The organism is Streptomyces sp. NPDC001292 (assembly GCF_042896465.1).
Lineage (GTDB): Bacteria > Actinomycetota > Actinomycetes > Streptomycetales > Streptomycetaceae > Streptomyces.
On the sequence record NZ_JBIAXG010000051.1, the window covers coordinates 32,690 to 55,768 of the forward strand.

General features: G+C 70.8%; 17 protein-coding genes and 1 pseudogene. 10 read left to right on the forward strand and 8 right to left on the reverse strand.

What is annotated here, in order from left to right:
• Positions 1-151: 151 nt before the first annotated feature.
• The gene (locus ACFY4A_RS35780; protein WP_390833482.1) at positions 152-1,579 is read right to left on the reverse strand and encodes an amino acid permease; all 1,428 of its coding nucleotides are present in this window, start codon (positions 1,577-1,579) and stop codon (positions 152-154) included.
• Positions 1,580-1,724: 145 nt separating this feature from the next.
• Between ACFY4A_RS35780 and ACFY4A_RS35785 the strand changes: the two genes are divergently transcribed.
• The gene (locus ACFY4A_RS35785) at positions 1,725-2,606 is read left to right on the forward strand and encodes an IclR family transcriptional regulator (RefSeq protein ID WP_390833483.1); all 882 of its coding nucleotides are present in this window, start codon (positions 1,725-1,727) and stop codon (positions 2,604-2,606) included.
• A gap of 19 nt (positions 2,607-2,625) precedes the next feature.
• Here the strand turns inward: ACFY4A_RS35785 and hutC are convergent, their stop codons facing one another.
• Complete coding sequence (hutC, locus tag ACFY4A_RS35790; protein ID WP_390833484.1) at positions 2,626-3,393, reverse strand: histidine utilization repressor; 768 nt, start codon at positions 3,391-3,393, stop codon at positions 2,626-2,628.
• 241 nt (positions 3,394-3,634) lie between these two features.
• Here hutC and hutU point away from each other — a divergent pair, with 241 nt between their 5' ends.
• From hutU to ACFY4A_RS35815, 5 genes are all read left to right on the forward strand, one after another.
• Positions 3,635-5,311: a urocanate hydratase gene (gene hutU / locus ACFY4A_RS35795; RefSeq protein ID WP_390833485.1), complete on the forward strand. Its 1,677-nt coding sequence runs from the start codon at positions 3,635-3,637 to the stop codon at positions 5,309-5,311.
• 20 nt (positions 5,312-5,331) lie between these two features.
• Positions 5,332-6,318 (forward strand): formimidoylglutamase, encoded by a 987-nt coding sequence (gene hutG, locus ACFY4A_RS35800; protein ID WP_390833486.1) that lies wholly within the window; start codon positions 5,332-5,334, stop codon positions 6,316-6,318.
• Positions 6,319-6,557: 239 nt separating this feature from the next.
• Positions 6,558-9,332 carry a SpoIIE family protein phosphatase gene (locus ACFY4A_RS35805; RefSeq protein WP_390833487.1) on the forward strand — a complete coding sequence of 925 codons (2,775 nt, stop codon included), beginning with the start codon at positions 6,558-6,560 and terminating at the stop codon, positions 9,330-9,332.
• A 119-nt stretch (positions 9,333-9,451) separates the two neighbouring features.
• Positions 9,452-11,800 (forward strand): SCO7613 C-terminal domain-containing membrane protein, encoded by a 2,349-nt coding sequence (locus ACFY4A_RS35810; protein ID WP_390833488.1) that lies wholly within the window; start codon positions 9,452-9,454, stop codon positions 11,798-11,800.
• A gap of 54 nt (positions 11,801-11,854) precedes the next feature.
• Positions 11,855-12,397 carry an MOSC domain-containing protein gene (locus ACFY4A_RS35815; RefSeq protein ID WP_390833489.1) on the forward strand — a complete coding sequence of 181 codons (543 nt, stop codon included), beginning with the start codon at positions 11,855-11,857 and terminating at the stop codon, positions 12,395-12,397.
• Positions 12,398-12,721: 324 nt separating this feature from the next.
• Here the strand turns inward: ACFY4A_RS35815 and ACFY4A_RS35820 are convergent, their stop codons facing one another.
• The 4 genes from ACFY4A_RS35820 to ACFY4A_RS35835 all read right to left on the reverse strand — a co-directional run bounded on the left by ACFY4A_RS35820 (position 12,722) and on the right by ACFY4A_RS35835 (position 17,044).
• Entirely contained in the window at positions 12,722-13,237 is a 516-nt protein-coding gene (locus ACFY4A_RS35820; protein WP_390833490.1) for a GNAT family N-acetyltransferase, read from the reverse strand.
• A gap of 234 nt (positions 13,238-13,471) precedes the next feature.
• Positions 13,472-14,422 (reverse strand): polysaccharide deacetylase, encoded by a 951-nt coding sequence (locus ACFY4A_RS35825; RefSeq protein ID WP_390833491.1) that lies wholly within the window; start codon positions 14,420-14,422, stop codon positions 13,472-13,474.
• A 28-nt stretch (positions 14,423-14,450) separates the two neighbouring features.
• On the reverse strand, positions 14,451-15,680 hold the full coding sequence (locus ACFY4A_RS35830; protein ID WP_390833492.1) for a GAF domain-containing protein: 1,230 nt from the start codon (positions 15,678-15,680) through the stop codon (positions 14,451-14,453).
• Positions 15,677-17,044: an MFS transporter gene (locus ACFY4A_RS35835; protein ID WP_390833493.1), complete on the reverse strand. Its 1,368-nt coding sequence runs from the start codon at positions 17,042-17,044 to the stop codon at positions 15,677-15,679. The genes ACFY4A_RS35830 and ACFY4A_RS35835 overlap by 4 nt, the downstream gene beginning before the upstream one ends.
• 207 nt (positions 17,045-17,251) lie before the next feature.
• Here ACFY4A_RS35835 and ACFY4A_RS35840 point away from each other — a divergent pair, with 207 nt between their 5' ends.
• The 3 genes and pseudogenes from ACFY4A_RS35840 to ACFY4A_RS35850 all read left to right on the forward strand — a co-directional run bounded on the left by ACFY4A_RS35840 (position 17,252) and on the right by ACFY4A_RS35850 (position 20,515).
• A complete protein-coding gene (locus ACFY4A_RS35840; protein ID WP_390833494.1) occupies positions 17,252-17,968 on the forward strand; it encodes a GntR family transcriptional regulator in 717 nt (238 codons plus the stop codon).
• Between the two features lie 72 nt (positions 17,969-18,040).
• A pseudogene (locus ACFY4A_RS35845) lies at positions 18,041-18,214 on the forward strand (lipase); the annotation flags it as partial.
• A 228-nt stretch (positions 18,215-18,442) separates the two neighbouring features.
• Positions 18,443-20,515 carry a PhoX family protein gene (locus ACFY4A_RS35850; RefSeq protein ID WP_390833495.1) on the forward strand — a complete coding sequence of 691 codons (2,073 nt, stop codon included), beginning with the start codon at positions 18,443-18,445 and terminating at the stop codon, positions 20,513-20,515.
• Between the two features lie 55 nt (positions 20,516-20,570).
• On the opposite strand, the gene ACFY4A_RS35855 is transcribed toward ACFY4A_RS35850, so the two are convergent.
• Positions 20,571-21,158 (reverse strand): hypothetical protein, encoded by a 588-nt coding sequence (locus tag ACFY4A_RS35855; RefSeq protein WP_390833496.1) that lies wholly within the window; start codon positions 21,156-21,158, stop codon positions 20,571-20,573.
• A 19-nt stretch (positions 21,159-21,177) separates the two neighbouring features.
• Complete coding sequence (locus ACFY4A_RS35860) at positions 21,178-21,951, reverse strand: sulfite exporter TauE/SafE family protein (protein ID WP_390833497.1); 774 nt, start codon at positions 21,949-21,951, stop codon at positions 21,178-21,180.
• 83 nt (positions 21,952-22,034) lie between these two features.
• On the opposite strand from ACFY4A_RS35860, the gene ACFY4A_RS35865 reads away from it, so the two are divergent.
• On the forward strand, positions 22,035-22,949 hold the full coding sequence (locus tag ACFY4A_RS35865; RefSeq protein ID WP_390833498.1) for a LysR family transcriptional regulator: 915 nt from the start codon (positions 22,035-22,037) through the stop codon (positions 22,947-22,949).
• Positions 22,950-23,079 lie beyond the last annotated feature (130 nt).

Here is a 23,079-nt window from a genome sequence, read left to right on the forward strand (position 1 = left end):
TGAAGTCCCATGTCAGAGCAGGTTCGCGAGGCGCTGACGGCACTCACCGTCTGGGATTCCAGACTTTGCCGAAGTGGGGACACGGATGAGGGTCCGCCCGGCCGGGCGGACCCTCATCCGTGTTCAAGGGTGTGTGGTTTTCCCTGTCCGGTTATCCCTGTGCCGCCGAGACGGGCTGCGCCTCTGTCCGCGCCGGGTGTTCGCCGAGATCCGAGGAACGGGGAGGCCGCGGACGGCCCCGGAGGTAGTACACGCCGGAGATGAGGGCCAGCCAGACGGCGCCGACGATCAGAGCGACACGGGTGCTGTCGGAGAAGGCGAGAAGGAACAGCACGCCGATCATGAAGGCGATCGCGACGACCTGGCCGTAGGGCCAGAACGGAGCCGGGTACTTCAGTGCGGCCCTCTCCTGCGGGGACATCTTGCGACGTGCCGCGACCTGTGCCAGCAGGATCATCAGCCATACCCAGACCGTGGCGAAGGTCGCGATCGAGGCGATGACGAGGAAGACGTTCTCGGGCATCAGGTAGTTCAGCAGGACGCCGAACAGCAGCGCGCCCATCATGATGACCACGGTCATCCACGGCACGCCGCTGCGGGAGAGTCGCCGCATGACCGCGGGCGCCTGGCCGCGCTCGGCCATGCCGTACATGATGCGCCCGGCGGCGAAGATGTCGCTGTTGATCGCGGACAGGGCCGCGATGATGACCACGACGTTGAGCACGGTCGCCGCGGACTTCACGCCGAGGCCGACGAAGATCTGAACGAAGGGGCTGCCCGCGGCGTCGACGTGCTGCCAGGGGTTGAGCGACATGATCACTGCGAGGGTCAGCACGTAGAACAGCACGATGCGCAGGGGGATCGTGTCGACCGCGCTCGGGATCGTCTTCTCCGGGTCCTGAGCCTCCCCGGCGGTGACGCCGATGATCTCGGTGCCGCCGAAGGCGAACATGACCACCGCGAACGACATGATGAAGCCCTGGGCCCCGTTCGGGAAGAATCCGCCGTTGCTCCAGAGGTTCGACACCCCCACGTGGCCGCCGCCGCTGTGCAGGCCGAGGACGAGGATCGCCACACCGGCGATGATCATCGCGATGATGGCGACGATCTTCACGAGGGAGAGCCAGAACTCCAGCTCGCCGAAGACCTTGACGCTGAAGAGGTTCATCGCGCCGACGATGACGACCACGGCCAGCACCCAGATCCAGCGCGGTACGTCGGGGAACCAGAAGCCCATGTACACGCCGAAGGCCGTGACGTCCGCCAGACAGACGATGACCAACTCGAACGCGTAGGTCCATCCGGTCGCGAAGCCGGCCAGCGGGCCGAGGTACTTCGTCGCGTACTCGCCGAACGATCCGGCGCAGGGGTTGCTCACGGCCATCTCACCGAGGGATCGCAGCACCAGGAAGACGGCTGCTCCGCCGATCAGATACGCCAGCAGGACCGCGGGACCGGCGGCCTTGATGGATTCGGAGGATCCATAGAAAAGCCCCGTCCCGATCGCGGAGCCCAAGGCGATGAAACGTATGTGCCGGGACTTGAGTCCCCTGCTCAAGGTCGCCGTGTCGGTAGTCAACGTGCTGCCCTCCTTGGGACGGAAACGTCCCGGACGGGTGAGAGGTGAGGGGGGCGCTTGCCGCTGCTGCGACGGGCATCGCCGCGCCCATGGAACGAGAGCCTTGTATATTCCTGTATAGACAGGCCCGTCAATAGGTGAACCAGTGAGCGGACACGAGATCATCGAGACGAAATCGAGCAGCACCTCGCCCGCGGTCGGGCGGGCACTGGACATCCTGCTGCACCTCGCCGGCCGTTCGGGCCCCACGCAGGCCGCCGCGCTGGCCCGGGATCTGGGCATCCCGCGCTCGTCCGTCTACCACATCCTCTCGGTGCTGGTGGAGCGCGGCTTCGTCACCTACGTCCCGAAGGAGCAGGCGTACGGTCTGGGCGTCGCGTCCTTCGAGATCGGCTCCGCCTATCTGCGGCACGAACCACTGGAGCGGCTCGCGCGCCCGATCCTGCGCAATCTGGCCCATCGTCTGGGCCAGACCGTGCACCTGGGCATCCTCTACGGCGCGGAGTCGGTCTACCTGCTCAAGGAGCGCCCGCCCGCGGGTCAGGGCGGCGACGTCGACGTCGCCCTCGTCACCGACATCGGTGTCCGGCTGCCGGCGCACCTGACGGCCAACGGCCGTTCGATCCTCGCCCACTCCGGCGAAGCGCAACTGCGGGCCCTCTTCCCGCGACCGGGCAACCTCGTCACCCGCACGGGCAAGGGCCCGCGCTCACTGTCCGAACTGCGGAGCCTGCTGGCGCGCGACCGTGAGCGCGGCTGGTCGGAGGAGATCGAGCTGGTCTCCGAGGGGCTCCGCTCGGTGGGGGTGGCGGCGTTCGACCACAACGAGCGGCCCGTGGCGGCGCTCAGCAGCACATGGAGCCGGCACTACAGCCGGCATGACGCGGACCATGTGCGACACGTCCTGCAACAGGGGGCGGCGCGGCTGACGGCCGCGGTGTCCGGCCGCGCTCCCGCGAGGCCGGCGGGTGGCAGAGGGGCACAGGATCCGTCCCCGGGACAGCGGCGCTCCCAGGACGCGGCATGACCGGTGCGCGGCTCGGCGGTCAGTGAGTGTCGAACGTGCCCTCGAGGCGATACCGTGAACCGGGATGCAGCAGCCGCGCGATGCTGACGAGCGCGCCCTGCGACCAGGTGCGGCGCTGAATCAGCAAGCACGGCTCCGACTCCTCGACGCCCAGGATCGCGCACTCCTCCGCGGACGGAAGCACCGCCTCCACGATGTGCTCCCCCTTGCCCAGCGGCGCGACCTCGGAGAGGAACGTGAACGGCGTGCGCCGGGTGAAATCCTGCTCCAGGTAACCGGGGGCGAAGTCCGGATTGACGTAGCGGTCCTCCAACTGGATGGCCACGTCGTCCTCGAAGTGCACCACTCGGGACCGGAAGACCGTGTGCCGCTCGCCGAGGCCGAACTGGGCGCTGATCTTCGGCCCTGCCTCCTCCTCGCGCAAGGACAGCACCCGGGTGTGATGGCGGTGGCCGCGGCGGCGGACCTCGTCGGCGATGTTGTGCACCTCGACCAAGGCGGAACTGCCCTTGTTCAGGGCCACGAAGGTACCCACCCCCATGACCCGCCGGAGCAGGCCCTGCGCGGTCAGCTCGCGCAGCGCGCGGTTGATCGTCATGCGGGACAGGCCGAGTGACTCGACGAACTGGTTCTCCGACGGCAAGGCGTCGCCCTCGCGCCAGCGACCACTGGTGATCTGCTCGGTCACGAGGTCCTTCACCCGCTGGTACGCGGGAGCCGAACCCGGCGCCTGTTCCTCGTACAGACGGGCGAGGTCCGCACCCTCCACGGCCACGCCGTTCACCATCCTCGTCACCCTTGGTCCCCCCAACGCCCGGCCGGCGGGCTGTCGGAAAAATTCTAGGGGAAGCGCCTTCGTCCCCGTCCGGTGAGCTGGTTCGTCGTCCGCCGAGCTGGTTCGTCCCTCTCCGCGGAGCTGGTTTCTCGGATCCGAGAAATCCGGCCGACGCGCCTGGCCACCGGTGTGCTCCTCCCGTGTCATGGGGGCACGCAACAAGCTTCGACATCACCACTCAGGAGGCAGCAGCATGGCCGGCGTTTCCCAAGAGGCCCGCAGCATCCGCGCCCCCCGCGGCTCCGAACTGAACTGCCTCGGCTGGCAGCAGGAAGGCGCCCTGCGGATGCTCATGAACAATCTCGACCCCGAGGTCGCCGAGCACCCGGAGGAGCTGGTCGTCTACGGCGGCACCGGCAAGGCCGCCCGCAACTGGGCCGCCTACGACGCCATCGTCCGCACCCTCAAGACGCTGAAGAACGACGAGACGCTGCTCGTGCAGTCCGGCAAGCCGGTCGGCGTGATGCGCACCCACGAGTGGGCACCGCGGGTGCTCCTCGCCAACTCCAACCTGGTCGGCGACTGGGCCAACTGGGAGGAGTTCCGGTCCCTCGAGGCTCAGGGCCTGACCATGTACGGTCAGATGACCGCCGGTTCCTGGATCTACATCGGCAGCCAGGGCATCCTCCAGGGGACCTACGAGACCTTCGGCGCCGTCGCGCGGAAGAAGTTCGACGGGACCCTGGCCGGCACCATCACCCTCACCGCCGGACTCGGCGGCATGGGCGGAGCCCAGCCGCTCGCCGTGACCATGAACGACGGTGTCGCCATCTGCGTCGACTGCGACCCCACCCGTATCGAGCGCCGCATCGCCCACCGCTACCTCGACGTCGCGGCGGACGACCTCGACCACGCGCTCCGGCTCGCCGTCGAGGCCAGGGACGCCCGCAAGCCACTGTCCATCGGCCTCACCGGCAACGCCGCGGAGGTGTTCCCCAAGCTGCTGGAGATGGGGGCGCCCATCGACATCGTGACCGACCAGACCTCCGCGCACGACCCGCTGTCCTACCTGCCCATCGGGGTGAGCATGCAGGAGTGGCACGAGCAGGCGCGCAAGGACCCGGCCGACTTCACCGCGCGCTCCCGCGCGTCCATGGCCAAGCACGTCGAGGCCATGGTCGGCTTCCTCGACGCCGGAGCCGAGGTCTTCGACTACGGCAACTCCATCCGTGACGAGGCCCGCAAGGCCGGCTACCAGCGCGCGTTCGACTTCCCCGGCTTCGTGCCGGCGCACATCCGCCCGCTGTTCGAAGAGGGGCTCGGCCCGTTCCGCTGGGCCGCCCTGTCCGGCGACCCCAAGGACATCGAGGCCACCGACAAGGCCATCCTGGAGCTGTTCCCGGAGAACGAGCACCTGCACCGCTGGATCAAGATGGCCGGTGAGCGCGTGGCCTTCGAGGGCCTGCCCGCCCGCATCTGCTGGCTCGGCTACGGTGAGCGCCACCGCGCCGGTCTGCGGTTCAACGAGATGGTCGCCTCCGGCGAACTGTCCGCTCCGATCGCCATCGGCCGTGACCACCTGGACTCCGGCTCCGTCGCCTCGCCGTACCGCGAGACCGAGTCGATGATCGACGGATCCGACGCCATCGCCGACTGGCCACTGCTCAACGCCCTGGTGAACACCTCCTCCGGCGCGTCCTGGGTCTCCATCCACCACGGCGGAGGCGTCGGCATGGGTCGCTCCATCCACGCCGGCCAGGTCTGCATCGCCGACGGCACCGATCTCGCGGCCCAGAAGCTCTCCCGCGTGCTGACCAATGACCCCGGCATGGGCGTCATCCGTCATGTGGACGCCGGCTACGAGCACGCCACCTCGGTGGCGCAGCAGCGCGGAGTGCGCGTCCCGATGGCGGAGAGCGACGCCGAATGAGCACGGACAGCACTGTGGCCATGACTGCCCAGACCGTGACGGTGACGGCGGATGTGGCGCCCGAGCCCTGGACGGGCCGGGACGACGGGCCCGGGGCCGACAACCTCCGCTGGCACCATGTGGTCGGCCTCGAACCCCATGACACCGAACCGGGTGACGTCGCGTTCGTCGGCTTCCGCAGTGACGAGGGAGTCCGGCGGAACAAGGGCCGTCAGGGTGCGGCGGACGGCCCGCGCGCGCTGCGCGGCGCCCTCGCGTCCATGGCGCTGCCGGCGCCGGTGCGGGCGCTGGACGCCGGCGACGTCGAGGTGGCCGGCGGCGACCTGGAGAACGGGCAGCACCGCCTGGGCCGGGTAGTCAACTCGCTCGTGGACCGCGGCCACCCCGTGGTGGTACTCGGCGGCGGCCACGAGGTCGCCTACGGCAGCTACCTGGGGCTGGCCGGCACCCGCGCCCTGCGCGAGGGCGCTCGCCTCGGCGTGCTGAACCTCGACGCGCACTTCGACCTGCGCGACGACGTCCGGCCCAGCTCCGGCACACCGTTCCTCCAGATGGCACAAGGCGAGGAGCGGCGCGGACAGCAGCTGAACTACTGGGTGCTCGGAGTGAGCCAGCCGAGCAACACCACCCGTCTCTTCCACACCGCGGACAGGCTCGGGGTGCGGTACCTGCTCGACACCGAGTGCGGCCTGCCCGACCTGCAGCGCGTCGACGCGTTCATCGACGAGTTCCTCTCGAGCTGCGACGTCGTGCACCTCAGCATCGACCTCGACGTGCTCCCCGCCAGTACGGCTCCGGGTGTGAGTGCCCCCGCCGCCTACGGCGTGCGGATGGAGGTCGCCGAGCACGTCTGCGCCGCGGTGGCGGCGAGCGGGAAGCTGGCCGTCTGCGACGTCGCCGAGCTGAATCCGGACCTCGACGTCGACCACCGCACGGCGCGTGCCGGTGCCCGGCTGGTCCACCGCATCCTGACCACCAGGAGCGCGACGGCCCGCCGGGCGGCGTGACCGGGAACGGACGGCAAGCCACGGGCCGGGAGCGAGGCAGCGCACCGGATTCCCGCACCCGTTGCCACCCACCGAACTGGTCGCCAGGCTGTGAGAGCAAGGACAGCCGCAGCCTGGCGACCTCCCAGCGACGCACAAGTGGTCGTCGCACACCACCACGTACCCGGGTGTCGGCAGGAAGAGGTCGCCAGGCACCCGGGCACAGAATGTCGCCGGGCACCCGGGCACAGAATGCTGACATGACTCGATTTTTCAGTCGACCAGGGGATAAAGCCGGGAAAGGTGCTCGAATCCGGCCAGACGCCTCGTATCCGTCGACCGGAAGGCGTCCCGGCTCCCTGCTGCGCTGGCGCAGTGTCGCCGGTCAGGTCCTGGTCCTGCAGCTGGCGCTCGTGGTGCTGCTGATCGCTGCGGCATTGGTGACGCTGGTGTTGCAGGCCCGGAGTCAAAGCCAAGCCGACGCTCGCCACCGGTCGCTCGCCCTCGCCGAGGCGTTCGCGAACTCCCCGGGAATGGCGACCGCGCTGAAGAGTCATGATCCGACCGCGGTGCTGCAGCCACGTGCGGAAGAGGTCCGTAAGAAGTCCGGTGTGGACGCCGTCGTGGTGTACAACGCGAAAGGAATCCGCTACACCCACCCTGACCCGGGCCTCATCGGGAAGCACATCATCGGCCCAGAACGGTTTGTGAAGGCGCAGTTGTCCGGCAAGAGCCAGACGGCGAGCTTCACCGCGACCCAAGGTCCCTCCGTCCTCTCGACGGCCCCCATTCACGACACCGATGGCTCCTTCCTCGGCGGGGTGTCGGTCGCGATCACGGTCCAGAGCGTGAATGCCGTGGTGGAGCGCCAGCTACCGGTCCTGTTGAGCTCCGCGGGTGCTGTGCTGGCCCTGTCGATGGGCGGAGCGGCGCTGGTGAGCAGGCGGCTGCGGCGGCAGACTCACGGCCTGGGTCCTGCCGAGATGACGCGCATGTACGAGCACCACGACGCGGTTCTCCACGCCATCCGGGAGGGCGTCGTCATCATCGGGGGCGACGGGCGACTTCTGCTGGCGAACGACGAGGCCCGCCACCTGCTGAAGCTGTCCGCCGACGCGGAGGGGCGCCACGTCACGGAGCTCGGCCTGGAGCCGGGGACCGCCGAACTGCTGACCTCGGATCGCCTGGTCAGCGACGAGGTCCACCTGGCCGCGGACCGCCTGCTGGCTGTCAGTACACGGCCCACGGCACCGTATGGAGGCCGGCCCGGCAGTGTCGCGACGCTTCGCGACACCACCGAGCTGCGCGCGCTCGTCGGCAAGGCGGAGGTGGCACGGGAGCGCCTGACACTGCTGTACGACGCCAGCGTGCGGATCGGCACCACCCTGGACGTGACACGGACCGCCGAGGAACTGACGGAGCTGGCCGCTCCGCGCTTCGCCGACACGGTCACCGTCGATCTGGCAGAGCCCGTCCTCCGAGGTGACGAACCGGTGAGCGGCGAACTGGAGCTGCGCCGTACGGCCGTGGGCGGAGAGCACCGGGACGAGCCGGTCTTCGCGCTGGGCGAGCTGATCCGTTATCCCGGGTCCACACCACACGCCCTGGCCCTCGAGACGGGGAAGGGGGTCCTCGAGCCCGACCTGCGCAACTCCCCCAGGTGGCGGGCGCAGGAACCGGATCTGCTCCGGCGCTTCCTCGATCACGGGATACACGGTCTCGTCACCGTCCCGCTGCACGCCCGCGGCGTCGCCCTGGGCCTGGTCACCTTCTACCGCTCAGAGCATTCCGAGCCGTTCGAGGAGGACGATCTGGTCGTCGCCGAGGAGCTGGTCGCCCGCGCGGCGGTGTGCATCGACAACGCCCGCCGCTACACCCGCGAGCACACCATGGCCGTCACCCTGCAGCGCAGCCTGCTGCCCCGCGGTCTGCCCGAGCAGGAGGCGGTGGAGGTGGCGCACCGCTATCTGCCCGCGCAGGCGGGGGTCCGCGGCGACTGGTTCGACGTCATCCCGCTGCCAGGAGCCCGGGTGGCTCTGGTGGTCGGGGACGTCGTCGGGCACGGGCTGCACGCCGCCGCCACCATGGGACGGCTGCGCACCGCGGTCCACAACTTCTCCGCCCTGGACCTGCCTCCCGACGAGCTCCTGGCACACCTGGATGATCTGGTCACCCGGACCGACCTCGCCCAGGCGGCCGAGGACGAGGGTGAATCCGTCACCGGAGCCACCTGCCTGTACGCCGTCTACGACCCGGTCTCCGGCCACTGCACCCTGGCTCGGGCCGGCCATCCCGGCCCTGCCCTCGTCCACCCCGACGGCGCGGTGGTCTTCCCCGACGTGCCCGCTTCACCACCCCTGGGCCTGGGCGTTCTGCCCATCGAGACCTCCGAACTGGAACTCGCCGAGGGGAGCCGACTCGTGCTCTACACCAACGGACTGATCGAAAGCCGCGAGCGCGATATCGACACCGGTCTGGATCTTCTGCGCACGGCCCTGTCCGAGCCGGCGGCGACCTCCCCGGAGGAAACCTGCCAGGCGGTGTTCGCCACCATGCTGCCGGTACACCCCAGCGATGACATCGCGTTGCTGGTGGCCCGTACCCGTCTGCTGGACCCTGCGCGGGTCGCTGACTGGGAGGTACCGCTCGACCCCGCTGCCGTGGCCCACGTCCGGGCGGCGTGTACCCGGCAACTGGAGGAGTGGGGGCTGGACGAGGTCGGCTTCACCACAGAGCTGATCCTCAGCGAGCTGATCACCAACGCCATCCGCTACGGTGCCGAGCCAATCCGGGTGCGGCTGCTGCACGACCGCGCCCTGATCTGCGAGGTCTCCGACGGCAGTAGCACCTCCCCGCACCTGCGCCGGGCGGCCACGACGGACGAGGGCGGGCGCGGACTGTTCCTCGTCTCCCGGTTCGCCCAGCGCTGGGGCACGAGGCACACGCCCCGGGGCAAGGTCATCTGGGCCGAGCAGTCACTGGCCGACGAGCAGCGGGAGGCACCTGTACCGCTGCTGGACGACCTGTCCTGGTGACAGGCTGCGGCAGCCACACTCCGCCGACCGCGATCACAGCCTCCGCCGCGCGGGATCTGAGTACGGCCTGAGTACGTGCGCTCATGCTCCTCGGCATGACGCGCGCCACACTCCACGGCATGACCCACCTACCGCCACCAGCCGAGGAGTTGCGGACCGTCGACGCGGAGTTGTGGCAACTCGACGCCCGCCGGGCCCAGTTGCTGGCCCGCCGTGCCCAGCTCATCGGTCTCCTCCAGCCGGCCTTCCCGCCCCCTCCGCCGGTGTCGCGGCGGCCCGAGACCACCGCGCCCCGGGTACAGAACGTGCTCCTCGTCCTCGGCGGCGTCCTGCTGACCGTCGCCGCGATCGCGTTCGCCCTGGTCAGCTGGGGGCACCTGGGGATCGTCGGGCGGTCTCTGGTGCTCGCCACGGTGACCGTGGCGGCGCTCGGCGCGCCCTTGCTCCTGCTGAAGCGCGGGCTGCGTTCGACGGCTGAGGCGCTGGCGGGCCTCGGTCTGGCGCTGACGGTGCTCGACGCGTACGCGCTGCACGAGGTCGCGCTGACGGCCGCCGACGGCACGGGGTACGGGGCCGTCGCGGCGGCGTTCCTGGCCGGGGTGTGGTGGGGGTACGGCAAGGGACTCGGTTCCCTGCGCATCCCCTTCCCCGCCGCGCTGGCCGCCGCCCAACTCCCCCTTCTGCTGTGGGCGGTGGCCACCGACGGGGGCCCGTACGCGATCACGGCCGCGCTGTTGCTGACGGCCGCGTTCGACACGGTCGTCGCGCTGCGCACGTCCGCGAGGTCCCTGCGCATCACCGCCGCCGTCGGCGCGTACGGGATGGGCGGCTGTGGCGTGGCGGCGGCCGGGGTGCTCTCCTGGGAGGCCTCCGGACCGAGCGCCGCCGCCCGTGCGGCGGCGCTCCTCGCCCTCGCGGCGGCGATCGCGCTGTACGCCGCTTGGCGCGCCCCGCGGCAGGGACTTGCCACCGGCGCCGCGGTGACCGGCGGGCTGCTCCTGGTCGCGGCGCTCGGCGGCGTCCCGCGCGCGTCGCTGCCCGGTGTGTGGACGGTGCCCGTCCATCTGGCCTGCGGAGTCGGGCTGCTGTCGGCCCTCCGCGGTCCACTCCCGGATCCGGTGCGGCGCGGTGTCGCCCGGGCGTCGGCCGCCGTCCAGACGCTGGCGGTGGTGTGGGCACTGCCCCTGGTCGTCGTGGCGCTGCTGGGTCCAGTCGGATGGACGGGACGGGCCTGGTCCGGGGCACCGTCGGATCTGCGCGCCGCGGTGACGGTCTGGGCGCCCTGGCCGGCGGACGCGGCGGCCGCGCCGCTGGTGCTCGCGGTCGTCGCGGCGGTTCTGGCCGGGGCGGCCCGTGCCACCACGGCCCGGCGCGACCCGGCCGCGGCCGGTGTCGTGGTCCTGGTCTGGGCGACCTCGCTCATCTTCCCGGTCACACAGCAACTCCCGTACATGGCAGGACTGTTCGCGCAGGGGCTGACAGCCGTGGCGGCGCTGGTCGTGGCGGCGTACGCGCGTCGGACGCCGACGTCCCTCACCGCCCTCCTCCTCTCCCTGCTCACCGCGGCCGGCCTCGCACTCCTCTCGCTCGCCTCCCAGGGCGCGACCCTGGCCGTGCTCGCAGCGCTGACGGGAATCTTCGCGGTGGCCGCCGCACACCCGCGTCAGACCGCCGTCTGCGCGAGCGCGTCCCTGGCCGGTGCGGCGGGTCTGGCCTGTGCGGCGGGTGCCGCCGCGGGCTGGCCTGCCGCGCACACGGCGCTGCTGGTCCTGGTCGTCCCGGCCGCCGCCGCCCTGCTCGCGGGGCGGGTCCCGCGGACCGCGGTTCCGGTCGAGGCCACGGGCGCCGTCGCGGCGCTCCTGGCCATCGGGCTGGCCGTCACCGACGCACCCGTGCTGGCCCTCGTACTGGCCCTGTGCGGGGTGATCGCCGCGGGCACCGCCGTGCGCGCGGACCGCCGTCAGGCCGGGTACGCGGCCGCCGCGTTGTTCGTGCTGGCCACCTGGGTGCGGCTCGGGTCGTGGGCCGTGGACGCCCCGGAGGCGTACGCCCTGCCGGTGACCGTCCCGGCGTTGGCCGTGGGCTTCGTCCGACGCCGCCGGGACCCCCAGGCCTCGTCATGGACGGCATACGGTCCCGGGCTCTCGGCGACGCTCGTGCCGAGCCTGCTCACGGCATGGGCCGACGCGGACTGGCCACGCCCCCTGCTGCTCGGCACGGCGGCCCTCGTCGTCACCCTGCTGGGTGCCCGCCACCGGCTCCAGGCGCCGCTCGTCCTCGGCGGGAGCGTGCTCGTGCTGGGCGCGCTGCACGAACTCGCCCCCTATCTGGTGGAGTTGGCGGGCGCACTCCCCCGCTGGCTGCCTCCCGCGCTCGCCGGGCTGCTGCTGCTCACGCTGGGCGCGACGTACGAGCAGCGGATCCGTGACGCCCGGCGGGTGCGGGAGGTGCTGGGGCGGATGCGCTGAGAGACGGCTAGGCTCGTGGCTGACCGTTGTCACCGAAGAGGGGGGTTCCGAAATATGAGCGGGAGAGTGACGGCGGTCAGCAGCAACGGGGAGTACTCGTTCACCAAGCCGAACCGGGACAGCATCAGACTGCTCGCCGGGCTCGGTGTGGAGGGTGACGTGCACGCCGGTGTGACCGTCAAGCACCGGTCGCGCGTCGCGCAGGATCCCACCCAGCCGAATCTGCGCCAAGTCCACCTCATTCAGGAAGAGCTCTTCGACGAGGTCGGCGAAGAAGGGTTCACGGTGGCGCCCGGCGACCTCGGCGAGAACATCACCACGCGCGGCATCGATCTGCTCGGTCTGCCGGTCGGAACGTTGCTGCGCATCGGCGACTCTGCGGTCCTGGAAGTCACCGGCCTCCGCAATCCCTGCCTGCAGATCGACAACTTCCAGAACGGGTTGCTGAAGCAGGTCGTCGGCCGCGACGAGGCGGGGAACATCGTGCGCAAAGCCGGAATCATGACCATCGTGAGGGAAGGCGGCGTGGCGCGTCCCGGCGACACGATCGAAGCAGAACCGCCCAGCGGCCCGCACCGGCCCCTGGACCGGGTCTGACGCGCCTCCCGCGCAGGCCGTGCCATGAACGACGGCCGTGCGGTCCTCTTGAGGATGAGTGACGGGCCGGCCAACGCGGAGGCCGTCGTCGCGGCCGTCCTCGACCTCAGGCCTGATCACTGGCGTCGCCGCCCTGGTGTCCGCGGCCGGCGCCCGGGTCATCCCGACCACGGCCGCGGACGAGGTCGACCGGTTCCCCCGTACGCCCCCTTCGCGACGCCCTGAGCCACGGTGGCGATCGCCTGCGTCGCCTGCGTCCAGGTCGCGCCGGAACACGGGCGGCGATCTCCTTGTCAGGGACGACTGCTCCGATCCGGCGGGGCGTCAGATACGGATCTCCAGGACCTGGCCCGGCCAGGCTTCCTGGTCGGGCCGCTCCACCTCGAACGCGTCGGTCGGCGTGAAGCCCAGGCGCCGGTACTGCTCAACCAGGCGGCGGTCGCCACCCGCGTAGCAGTCGACGCGGAGCAGGCCGATGCCCCGGCGACGGGTCTCGTCAAGGGCGTCCGCGATCAGTGCGGCGCCGATTCCTGAGCCTGTACGGGTCCGGTCGGTGACCAGGTTGCGGACGTAGAGCTCGCGCTCATCCACCGGCGGGACGCCGGCGGGCGGCTCCTCGGCAAGGACGGCGGAGCCGATCGTGCGCCCGTCCTCCTCCGCGATCCGGACCAGGTAGTCGCGGGTGTAGGCGCGAATGCGGTCGGCGGCCGCCGGGCGGGTGGACCAGGGCCGGTCGCCCCACTGCCCGGTGCGGCCATGGGCGGCCAGCCAGGCGACCGCTGAGTCGAGCAGGGTGAGGATGTCAGTCGCGTCTTCCGGACCGCCTGTACGGATCATCATGCGAACGGTTGTACACGACCGGATGCGACTCGTGGCCAAGTCGTCGGGATTGCATCGGCCGGCTTCACAGCAGCCGAGGTTCGGTGCGGCTTCCCCGCGCTTCCGCGGGGAGCCGTTCCGGTGCGCAGGCGGCCGGGACGAGAGGGTGTTCCTCCCCCTTGTCCCGACCTTGCGCCGACGCACCGCTGCCGGGCACCTCCCGGGGCGGGGACGGGCCGCCTGCCGCGGGCGGGCTCAGTGCATGTCGGCCGGACGGTCGGGTCCGTCGAAGGGGAAGCGGCGGCGGAAGTCGTCCGCCGCGTCCTCCAGCGTGCAGAAACTGACCCCGTCGTGGCCGGAGACGTAGTCGATGAAGCGTTCCAGCATGAGCAGCACCTGGGGGCGGCCGCTCACGTCGGGGTGCAGCGTGATCGGCAGGACCGCGTAGTCCAACTCCCGGTGGACCCAGTCGAACTGGTCCTTCCAGTCCTGTTCCAGGACGCGCGGGCTGACGTAGCCGTGGCTGTTGTGGGCATGCTTGTTGAACATCATCGGAGGCAGGTCGTCGACGTACCAGTTGCCGCAGAACTCGACGAGATCGACTTCGTGGCCGTGGATCAGGGGCTTCATCCAGTCCTTGGCCTCGGCGGTGTAGTCGATCTTGGTCCATTGGTCGCCCACGCGCGCGTAGAAGGGCGTGAAGTCGCGGTAGTTCTGCGAGTGGTCGTAGGAGAAGCCGTACTTGTGCAGGAGCTCCGCGGTGTACGGCGACATCTCCCACCAGGGCGCGACATAGCCGCGCGGCTTGCGGCCGGTGTACTGCTCGATGAGCTCCACGCACTTGGCGAGGACGTCCTCCTCCTGCCGCGGGGTCATCGCGATCGGGTTCTCGTGCGAGTAGCCGTGGGCGCCGACCTCGTGGCCCGCCTCGACGACCATCCGGGTCTGCTCGGGGAAAGTCTCGATGGAGTGGCCCGGGATGAACCAGCTGGTGCGTATGCCGTACCGCTCGAACAGCTTCAGCAGCCGCGGGGTTCCGACCTCGCCTGCGAAGACGCCCCGTTGGATGTCGTTCGGGGAGTCCTCGCCGCCGTAGGAGCCGAGCCAGCCGGCGACGGCGTCCACGTCGACACCGAGGGCGATTTTGATGTCCTTGGGGGCCGTGGACCCGGTCGTCGTGGCCTGGATGGTGCTTTCCTGCGTCACGGTGCGGATCGCCTTTCGTACGAAGAGGTCAGAGTCGGTGGTCGAGGGCGCTGTGGATGCGGGCCGTGGCGGCGGTCAGCGCGGCGGTGTCGGCGTCGGACCAGTCGCGCTCCTCCATGCTGTGCACGGAGAGCCAGCCCGCGAGGGAACCGTCGCGTTCGACCGGGCCGAGCATCTGGGCGTGCACTCCGTAGACGTCGATCAGCGCCTGCGGCGGGTGCGGGACAGCCTCGAAGTGCGGCTGGACGAGAGGGGTCCGGTTGCGTTCCAGCCACTCGACGGTGTTCAGCCGCCGCTGGTCGAGGGAGGCGTCACGGCGGATGGACCGCACACCCTCGCGGTGTGCCTCGCCCGCCGTGAGGTCGACGTGCAGCCCGTGCTCGGGCAGGTCGACACGGAAGGTGGTGCGGTCGGCACCGGTCGCGGCGAGCAGGTCCGTCAGCACCTCCTGGAAGCGGGCGCGCAGGCTGCCGGTACGCAGCAGGTCGCCGTGGCCGGGGAGCGCGGGCGCGGCGCCGGCCAGGTCCAGCGACTTCCACAGGGTCGCGGTGACACTGTCGAACACCGGGATCCTCAGCTCCCGTTCGAGCTCCCCGGCGATCCCGGCGCCGTGCACGTTGGTGCAGACGACGGCGACCGCGTGGGCGTCCCCGCGCGCGGCGTCGCGGATCTGGCGGGCGACCTCGCCCTGCGGGATGCGGGCGAAGGCCTCGTTGTCGCTGATCCCGAACGGCTCGGCCTCCAGGGTGCAGACGACGCCCTCCTTGGCGTACGTCGCCGCGATCCGCTCGGCCACATCGCGGGTGTAGGGCAGGGCGAGTCCCAGCCGGGTCACGCCGTAGGCGGCGCAGGCGTCGAGCAGCGCGAGGGTGGAGGTGGTGGCGGGCACGCCGGTGGCCTCGGTGATCGCGGCGCACAGTGCGCGGTCGCGGTCGACGCCGAGCCAGGAGCCGGAGGTGCCGTTCCACGCGATCACATCGACCTTGGCGTCGGCGAGTTGCCGGGCGGCGGTGAGCATCGGCGCGGTGTCGAACTGCGCGTCGCAGCCGCCGTCCAGCGCGATGCGGGTGACGGGCACGCGGGCGAAGTGCGCCGTCACACCGGCGTCGGCGCCGGTGGTTCCCAGCAGCCGATAGGTCACCGGCTCCAGGCAGGTGTTGGAGGACGGGGTGAGCATGCCCAGCCGATGGGGCAGCCCGTCGGGCTTCGCGCGCGTCAACGCGGTCGTCACTGTGGAGGTCGTCGGGAACGTCGTCATCGGGTCGTGAGCCTCCTGCTGCAGTCGAGGGCGAGGGACGACGCGGTGAAGAGCACACCCGCGCCGACGAAGTACAGAAGGGCCCAGGTGTAGGAGCCCGTGCCGCCGACGATGAAGCCCACGACGATCGGTGTGACGATGCCGGCGATGTTCCCGGAGAGGTTCATGGCGCCGCCGACGATCCCGGCGTTGGCGCGGCCCGCGAGGATGGACGGCAGCGACCAGTACAGGCCGGCCCAGCGCAGGAAGAACAGCACGGTGGAGAGCAGGACGACGGCCGTGACGGCGTCCGGCACCAGCACCACGCCGAGCAGTCCGGCTACGACGACGGCACCGGCCACACCCAGCAGGGTGCGCATGACCGTGTTGACCGAGGTGCCCTTGGCCTGCCAGCGGTCGGACAGCCAGCCGCCGGCGAGTTCACCGACGAAGCCGGCGCCGAAGATGGCGAGGGTGGACCAGCCGATCGACTTGATGTCGAAGCCCTTGGCCTCGGAGAGGTAGAGGGGACCCCAGGTGAGCAGCCCGTAGAAGACGCCGTTGAAGCCCATCCAGCCCAGACACATCGCCCAGAAGGAGCGGTGCCTGAGGTAGGGCAGCAGCCCGGCGCGGCCGCCCTTCTCCGCTTGCGCGTCCTCCTCCGCGTGGGCCTGTTCGATGTACGTGGCCTCCGCTTCGTTGACGCGGGGATGCTCGCGCGGAGTGTTGCGGATGTACCAGGCCGCGTAGAGCCCGACGACGGAGGTCAGCACACCGGCGATGACGAAGCTGACGCGCCAGCTGCCGGTCCAGGTGATCAGGCCGGAGATGATGATGCCGCCGAGCGCCGCGCCGAGCGGGGCGCCGCCGTCCAGCAGCACCGCGCCCCTGCCGCGCTCCCGGGCGGGCAGCCACTGGGCGTTGAGCTTGCCGCCGGCCGGCATCACAGGGGCTTCGACGGCGCCGAGCGCGAGTCGCAGCCCGAGCAGCGAGCCCGCACTTGTCGCGCCGGCGGTGAGCGCTTGGACGACGCCCCAGCCGACGCAGGCGCCGGACGCCATGAACCGGGCGCCGAAGCGGTCTATCAGCCAGCCGCTGGGCAGTTGCATCAGCGCGTATGTCCAGAAGAACGCGCTCAGGACGAAGCCGGTGGTCTCTTTGGAGAGGCCGAGATCCTTCGTGATCAGTGGCAGGGCCACCGAGACGGAGCTGCGGTCGATGTAGTTGAGCGCGACGACACCGAGGAGCAGCACGAACATGGTCCAGCGCACCCGGCTGGGCCGGGCGCCCGCGGGGGAGGTGGAACCGGGTGCGGTCTCGACGTCCGCGTCCGGGGTGCTCCCCGGGGCAGGCCCTGAGGCGGGCTGTCTTGCTGAGGCACTCATGGTGAACCCTCGATTCAGCATGGGAAAGGAGGTGAAAGGGGCACGGTCCGGCACCGGGCCAGGACGGGGTCCAGGCGGGACCAGGACAGCTGCAGCAACGTCACAGCCAGGCCGTTCACCGGCTTGGTATACCTAAAATGGAGGGCGCGAGAACTCCGCGTCAAGGTTTTGGTATACCTTGTTTTCCACGACACGCCCGGAGGGCTTGTGAACCCGAAGAAGACCGCAGCGGTTGACGCCGCCCCGGCGGCACAGCAGCCGGCCGCCACCTCGGCCACCGGTTCGATGTGGCTGCGCGATCAGGTCTGCGAAGGCCTGCGCGACCGCATCATCACAGGCCGCCTGAGACCGGGAGACCGCCTCCTGGAACGTGAAGTGGCGGAGGAGTTCGGGGTCTCACGCGTGCCGGTGCGCGAGGCGATCCGCATTCTGCTGTCCGAGGGTTTCCTCCAGGCGCTCTCACCCCGCCGCATCGTCGTGCGCGGCATGACCCGCGAGGACGTCGAGAACCTCTTCGACATGCGCGAGGCCCTGGAGGTCCTGGCGGCGCGCCGCGCCACCGAGCGCGCGACCGCGGACCAACTCCAGCACCTGTCCAAGCTGTTGCAGGCGGCACGGCGAGCCACCATGTCCGGCACTCCCGAGCGCATCTCGCGCGCCAACGCCGCCTTTCACCACCAGATCATGGAACTCGCCGGCAACGACCTGCTCAGCACCACGCTCGGCTCGCTCGAAGGACGACTGCGCTGGCTCTTCCAGCAGATCGACGATCCCCACCCGCTGTGGGACGACCACCGCGGCCTGTACGAGGCGATCGCGGCCGGAGACGCGGAACGCGCCGCGGACCTCTCACTGCGGCACATCCAGCACTACCGAAAGGTCGCACTGAGAGTCCTGTTCGAGGAGCCACCCTCCCGCCCGTGAACAGCCGCGCCCGTGCACTCGCCGCTCACACCCCGCCGCGTCACCGACCACCCCACGACAGGAACACGGGTCGCACCCATCCGGCCCCCTGGTGACTCAGGACGCCGAACAGGGCCGTCGCACGCCGCGTTCCGGTTTTTGGCCCCGGTCGGCCTGGGTTGGGGGCCCGGTTACGGCAGTTCCATCAGCCACGGCTCGAACGCCGCCCACCCGACCGCCATCTGGCCGGCCCTGGCCGCAGCCCGGGAAAGAGTGAGTCGTACCGGCGGGGTTGTGGGATGTCCCGCCGGCGTGAAGTGCTCGCTTCCGCCGTCACACGTCCCCACGGCCCCGTTCCGCGGGCCGGCACGGCACGCCCCGTCGACCTCCGTACGGTTTCCTCTCGTTCACCGACAGTTCATTCACTGGCATGGCTACCGCACACTCGGCCCTCCTAGCGTCACGCTCTACCAAGGGTTCGTATAGGGGAGTAAAGTGCGCAAGCTGCTGCCGCTGATCGGAACGCCGTCAGGTTCGCATCCCGGCGGACGGTCCGCCCTGACCTGCCGCTACCGCTGCGGCGACGCGTGTTTCCACGAGGTGCCCAACACCAGCTCGGGCGAGTACGTCGGCGATGTCATCGCCGGTGCCCTCAGCCGCCGTTCCGCCCTGCGCGCCGCCGCCGTCGTGACCGTGGCCGCCGCCACCGGCACGGCCGCCCTCACGGCCGCGGCGCCCGAGGCCCAGGCCGCCCCGAAGGGGCAGGGCACAGCGGAGGGCAGCGGTGACGCCGCCCGCGGCCTCCGCTTCACCTCCGTCGCCCCCAACACCGCCGACGCCGTGACCATCCCCGCCGGTTACGACCAGAACGTCGTCATCCGCTGGGGCGACCCCATCCTCCGCGGCGCCCCCGCCTTCGACCCCGAGAACCAGACCGCCGCCGCCCAGGCCGGCCAGTTCGGGTACAACAACGACTTCCTCGCCCTCCTGCCGATCCAGGGCGAGCACGACCTCCAGCTCCTCGTCGCCAACCACGAGTACACCGACGAGGTGATCATGTTCCGGGGGTACGACCCCGAGAACCCCACCCGGCAGCAGGCCGAGGTCGCCTGGGCCGCTCACGGTCTGTCCGCCGTCGTGGTCCAGAACGACAAGCGCACCGGGCGCCTCACCGCCGTCCCGCGCCACCCCCTGAACCGCCGTGTGACCGCCACCAGCGAGTTCCGTCTCACCGGGCCGGCCGCCGGGTCCGCCCTGCTGAAGACCTCCGCGGACCCGAGCGGCCGCAAGGTCCTCGGCACCCTCAACAACTGCTCCGGCGGCACCACCCCGTGGGGCACCACCCTCCACGGCGAGGAGAACTTCAACCAGTACTTCGCGAACGGCGGCCGGACCACCGACAAGCGGTACGGCATCGGAACCGGTGCCACCGAGCGGAAGTGGGAACGGTTCGACAAGCGGTTCGACATCGCCCAGGAGCCCAACGAGGTCCACCGCTTCGGCTACGTCGTCGAGTTCGACCCGTACGACCCCACCTCCACGCCCCGCAAGCACACCGCTCTCGGTCGCTTCAAGCACGAGGCCGCCACCGTGCGGCTCACCGCGGACGGGCGGCCCGTCGTCTACTCCGGCGACGACGAACGGTTCGACTACTTCTACAAGTTCGTCGGCAGCAAGCAGATGCAGCACGGGAACAGCCGCGCGGCGCGTGAACACAACCTGACGCTGCTCGACGAGGGCACCCTCTACGTCGCCAAGCTCACCGGCGACTCCCCCGCCTCGGAGATCGACGGCAGCGGCAAGCTGCCGGCCGACGGCGAGTTCGACGGCTCCGGCACCTGGATTCCGCTCGCCACCGCCACCGCCCACGGCGCCGTCTCCCACGTCCAGGGCATGACCGCCGAAGAGGTGTTCGTGTTCACGCGGCTGGCGGGCGACAAGGTCGGCGCCACCAAGATGGACCGCCCCGAGGACATCGAGCCCTCCCCGCACACCGGCAAGGTCTACGTCGTCCTCACCAACAACACCAACCGCGGCAAGAGCGGCCAAGCGCCCGCCGACGAGGCCAACCCCCGCAACGCCAACAAGCACGGGCACATCCTGGAGCTCACCGAGGGCCGGGACCAGCCCGAGAGCACCACCTTCGCCTGGTCGGTCTTCCTCGTCGCCGGCGACCCCGCCGACCCGTCCACCTACTTCGCCGGGTTCCCCAAGGAGAAGGTCAGCCCCATCTCCTGCCCGGACAACGTGGCCTTCGACCCGCACGGCAACCTGTGGATCGCCACCGACGGCAGCCAACTCGGCTCCCACGACGGCCTCTTCGGTGTCGCCACGCGTGGCGACCGGCGCGGTGAGCTCAAGCAGTTCCTGACGGTGCCCACCGGCGCCGAGACCTGCGGGCCGATCGTCCAGGACCGGCGCGTGGTGGTGGCCGTGCAGCACCCGGGCGAGGTCGACGGCGCATCCGTCGAGAAGCCGGCCAGCACCTGGCCCGACGGACCCGGCAAGATCGTCCGCCCGGCCGTGGTCTCGGTGTGGCGCGCCGACGGCCGCGACATCGGCGCCTGAGAACCCACGACGACCCGGGGGGCCGTTCCGGCCAACGGCTCCCCGGAGCGCCCGGTCAGGGTTGCCTCTCGGCGTGCCGTCGAGGATCGGTCCGGGCCAAGCCGCCGGAGACCGGTGTGGTGCCGAGGTCGCCGTCGCCGTCCTGATGGCGCAGTACCCAGTCGTCGAGGTCTAGGGCCGTCTCCAGCGGCTCCCTGACCATGTGGGCGCGCAGACGGCTCGCCTCACCGGCTTCGGTGGGACCGGTTCCTTCGGGGCGGCGCAGTTCCTCCCGGAAGCCGGTCTCGGCCATGGCGAAGCGCACCCGGGCGGCTTGTGGAGACACCCCCAGGATGTCGCCGATCAGCTGCCAGTCGGCGCCGCCCACGCGCTCGAACACAGCGGCGGTTTCGAAGAACCGCCGCGCAGCCGCGAGCACTCGGGCGGCGTCGGCCAGCACGGCCCCCGGCGAACGGGTGGTCCCGTCGCTGTTCAGCTCGTGCTCGCCGATGGGAACCGCGGCTCGCGCGAGGTCGGCCAGTACGCAGGCGTCGTAGGCCATCACCAGCCTCGCTCGCGCCGCAGCCGTATACGGTGCGGTGGCTCCCGTGTCGCCTTCGCTCATGTCGGTCAGCCTCAGCTCCCAACGATCGGGGACGATCATCGCAGCTTCCCCCACATGGTCAGCCGCGCAGAAAATCGCGTAGAAAATACAGAACGGTCATGAGGACGGCGGTGGTGAGGATGACGCCGCGCAGCAGCCGGGCGGGCAGACGGCGCGCCAAGTGGGCGCCGGCGAAGCCGCCGACCACCGCCCCGAGCACGGCCACGGTGAGGACGAGCGGATCACTCAGTGCGTCCGAGGCCACGAGGAACAGCACAGTCGCGCCGAGATAGATGGCCGCGAGCTGCACGGTCCGCATCGGGTTGCTGTCCCCGGCGTCAAGACCGAGGCCGATGCTCCATAGAGCCAGCATCATGATGCCTACGGCACCGCCGAAGTATCCGCCGTACACGGAGAGGCAGAACTGTCCGATCAGGACGGCTCGGGAACTCATACCGGCCGTGCGGCCCCGCACAGTGCTCAACGCCCGGGAGATGCGGCGCCCAAAGGCGAGGACGACCGTGGCCAGGGCGAGCAGCCACGGCACCGCGGCGTCGAACGACGAGGCCGGCAGCGCCAGCAGCAACCCGGCACCGACTGCGCCGCCGGTCACGCTGATCGCCGTCAGCGCCTTGGTCGACGTGTCCCCGATCGGGGTGAGTTCGCCCCGGTAGACCCACGCACTGGCCACGGCACCCGGTACGAGGGCGACTCGCGACAACGCGTTCGCCGCCACCGGCGACAGGCCGAACGCCACCAGAGCGGGCAGCGCCACGAACGTGCCCCCACCACCCATGGCGTTCAGCACGCCCGCCGCGACACCGGCAAGCAGGACAGGAAACAACTCGAACACCCGCCGAGCATCGCCGCGCGACCGGTGGGTCCACAATGCGTATTCGGCGCAGCCTGCCTAAGCCTGAGCCTTAGGCTGGGACGGTGCGCTATGACCTGGACGACCTGCGGCTCTTTCTCCACATCGTGACGGAGGGGTCCATCACGGCGGGTGCTGAGCGGATGCACCTGAGCCTTCCTTCGGCCAGCGCCAGGGTGCGTTCGCTGGAGCACCACGCCGGCGTGGCTCTGCTGATCCGCGGACGACGGGGCGTACGGCCCACGCCGGCGGGGACGACGCTGGCGCGCCACGCACGCGATGTGCTGGACCAGACCGCGCGGCTCGAAAGCGCCGTCGCCAGCTACACCCGGTCCCCGACCGCTCCGCTGACCCTGTTGGCGGGCGGGTCCGCGATGCATCGGCTCGTGCCACAGGCCCTGGTGTCGTTCCTCCGCGCGCACCCGGACGTCGACGTCACGGTGTACGAGAGCCGCACGCCGCAAACGGTGCGGATGCTCGCCGACGGCGAGGCGGACCTGGGAGTCGTCGTCGACGACGAGGCCCGCGACTGCGGCCTGCACTTGGAGCCCCTCGGTGACGACTCCCTCGTGGTGATCGGCCAGGCGGGAGGGATCATCGCCGGTCGGACCTCGCTGACCTACAGCGAGGTCGCCGAGCACCCGCTCGTCGGGCTCGACGCCGGCTCCTCGCTGCGCCGCTGGATCGAGAAGCACCTCGGGCCGCACGCTCCGGTGGCGCGCTACCGCACCACCGTCGCCGACCTCGGCGTCCTCGTCGCCCTCGCGGCCGCAGGCGTCGGGCTGGCCGTCGTACCGCGTCGCGCCATCGACCCCGACCAGGCACTCACCGTGTGCGAACTGCAGGATCCCTGGGCCCGTCGCCACCATCTGCTGGCCTGGGGCGTCAAGGACCGCGCCTCGTCGACGGCCACCGAGGCGCTCGCCGAACACCTGCGCAACGCGGCACTGTCCGAGGGACGCACCGGAGGTCGCGGCTAGGGCGTGTTTCGAAAGTCCCGCCTGCCCCGCGGCGTCTGGCACGGCGCCTCGCCGCGTTGTCGGGATCGCCCGCGTACGCCCAGTACGCGGACGACCCTCCGCCTTGCGATGCACCGCACCAGACGCCGCG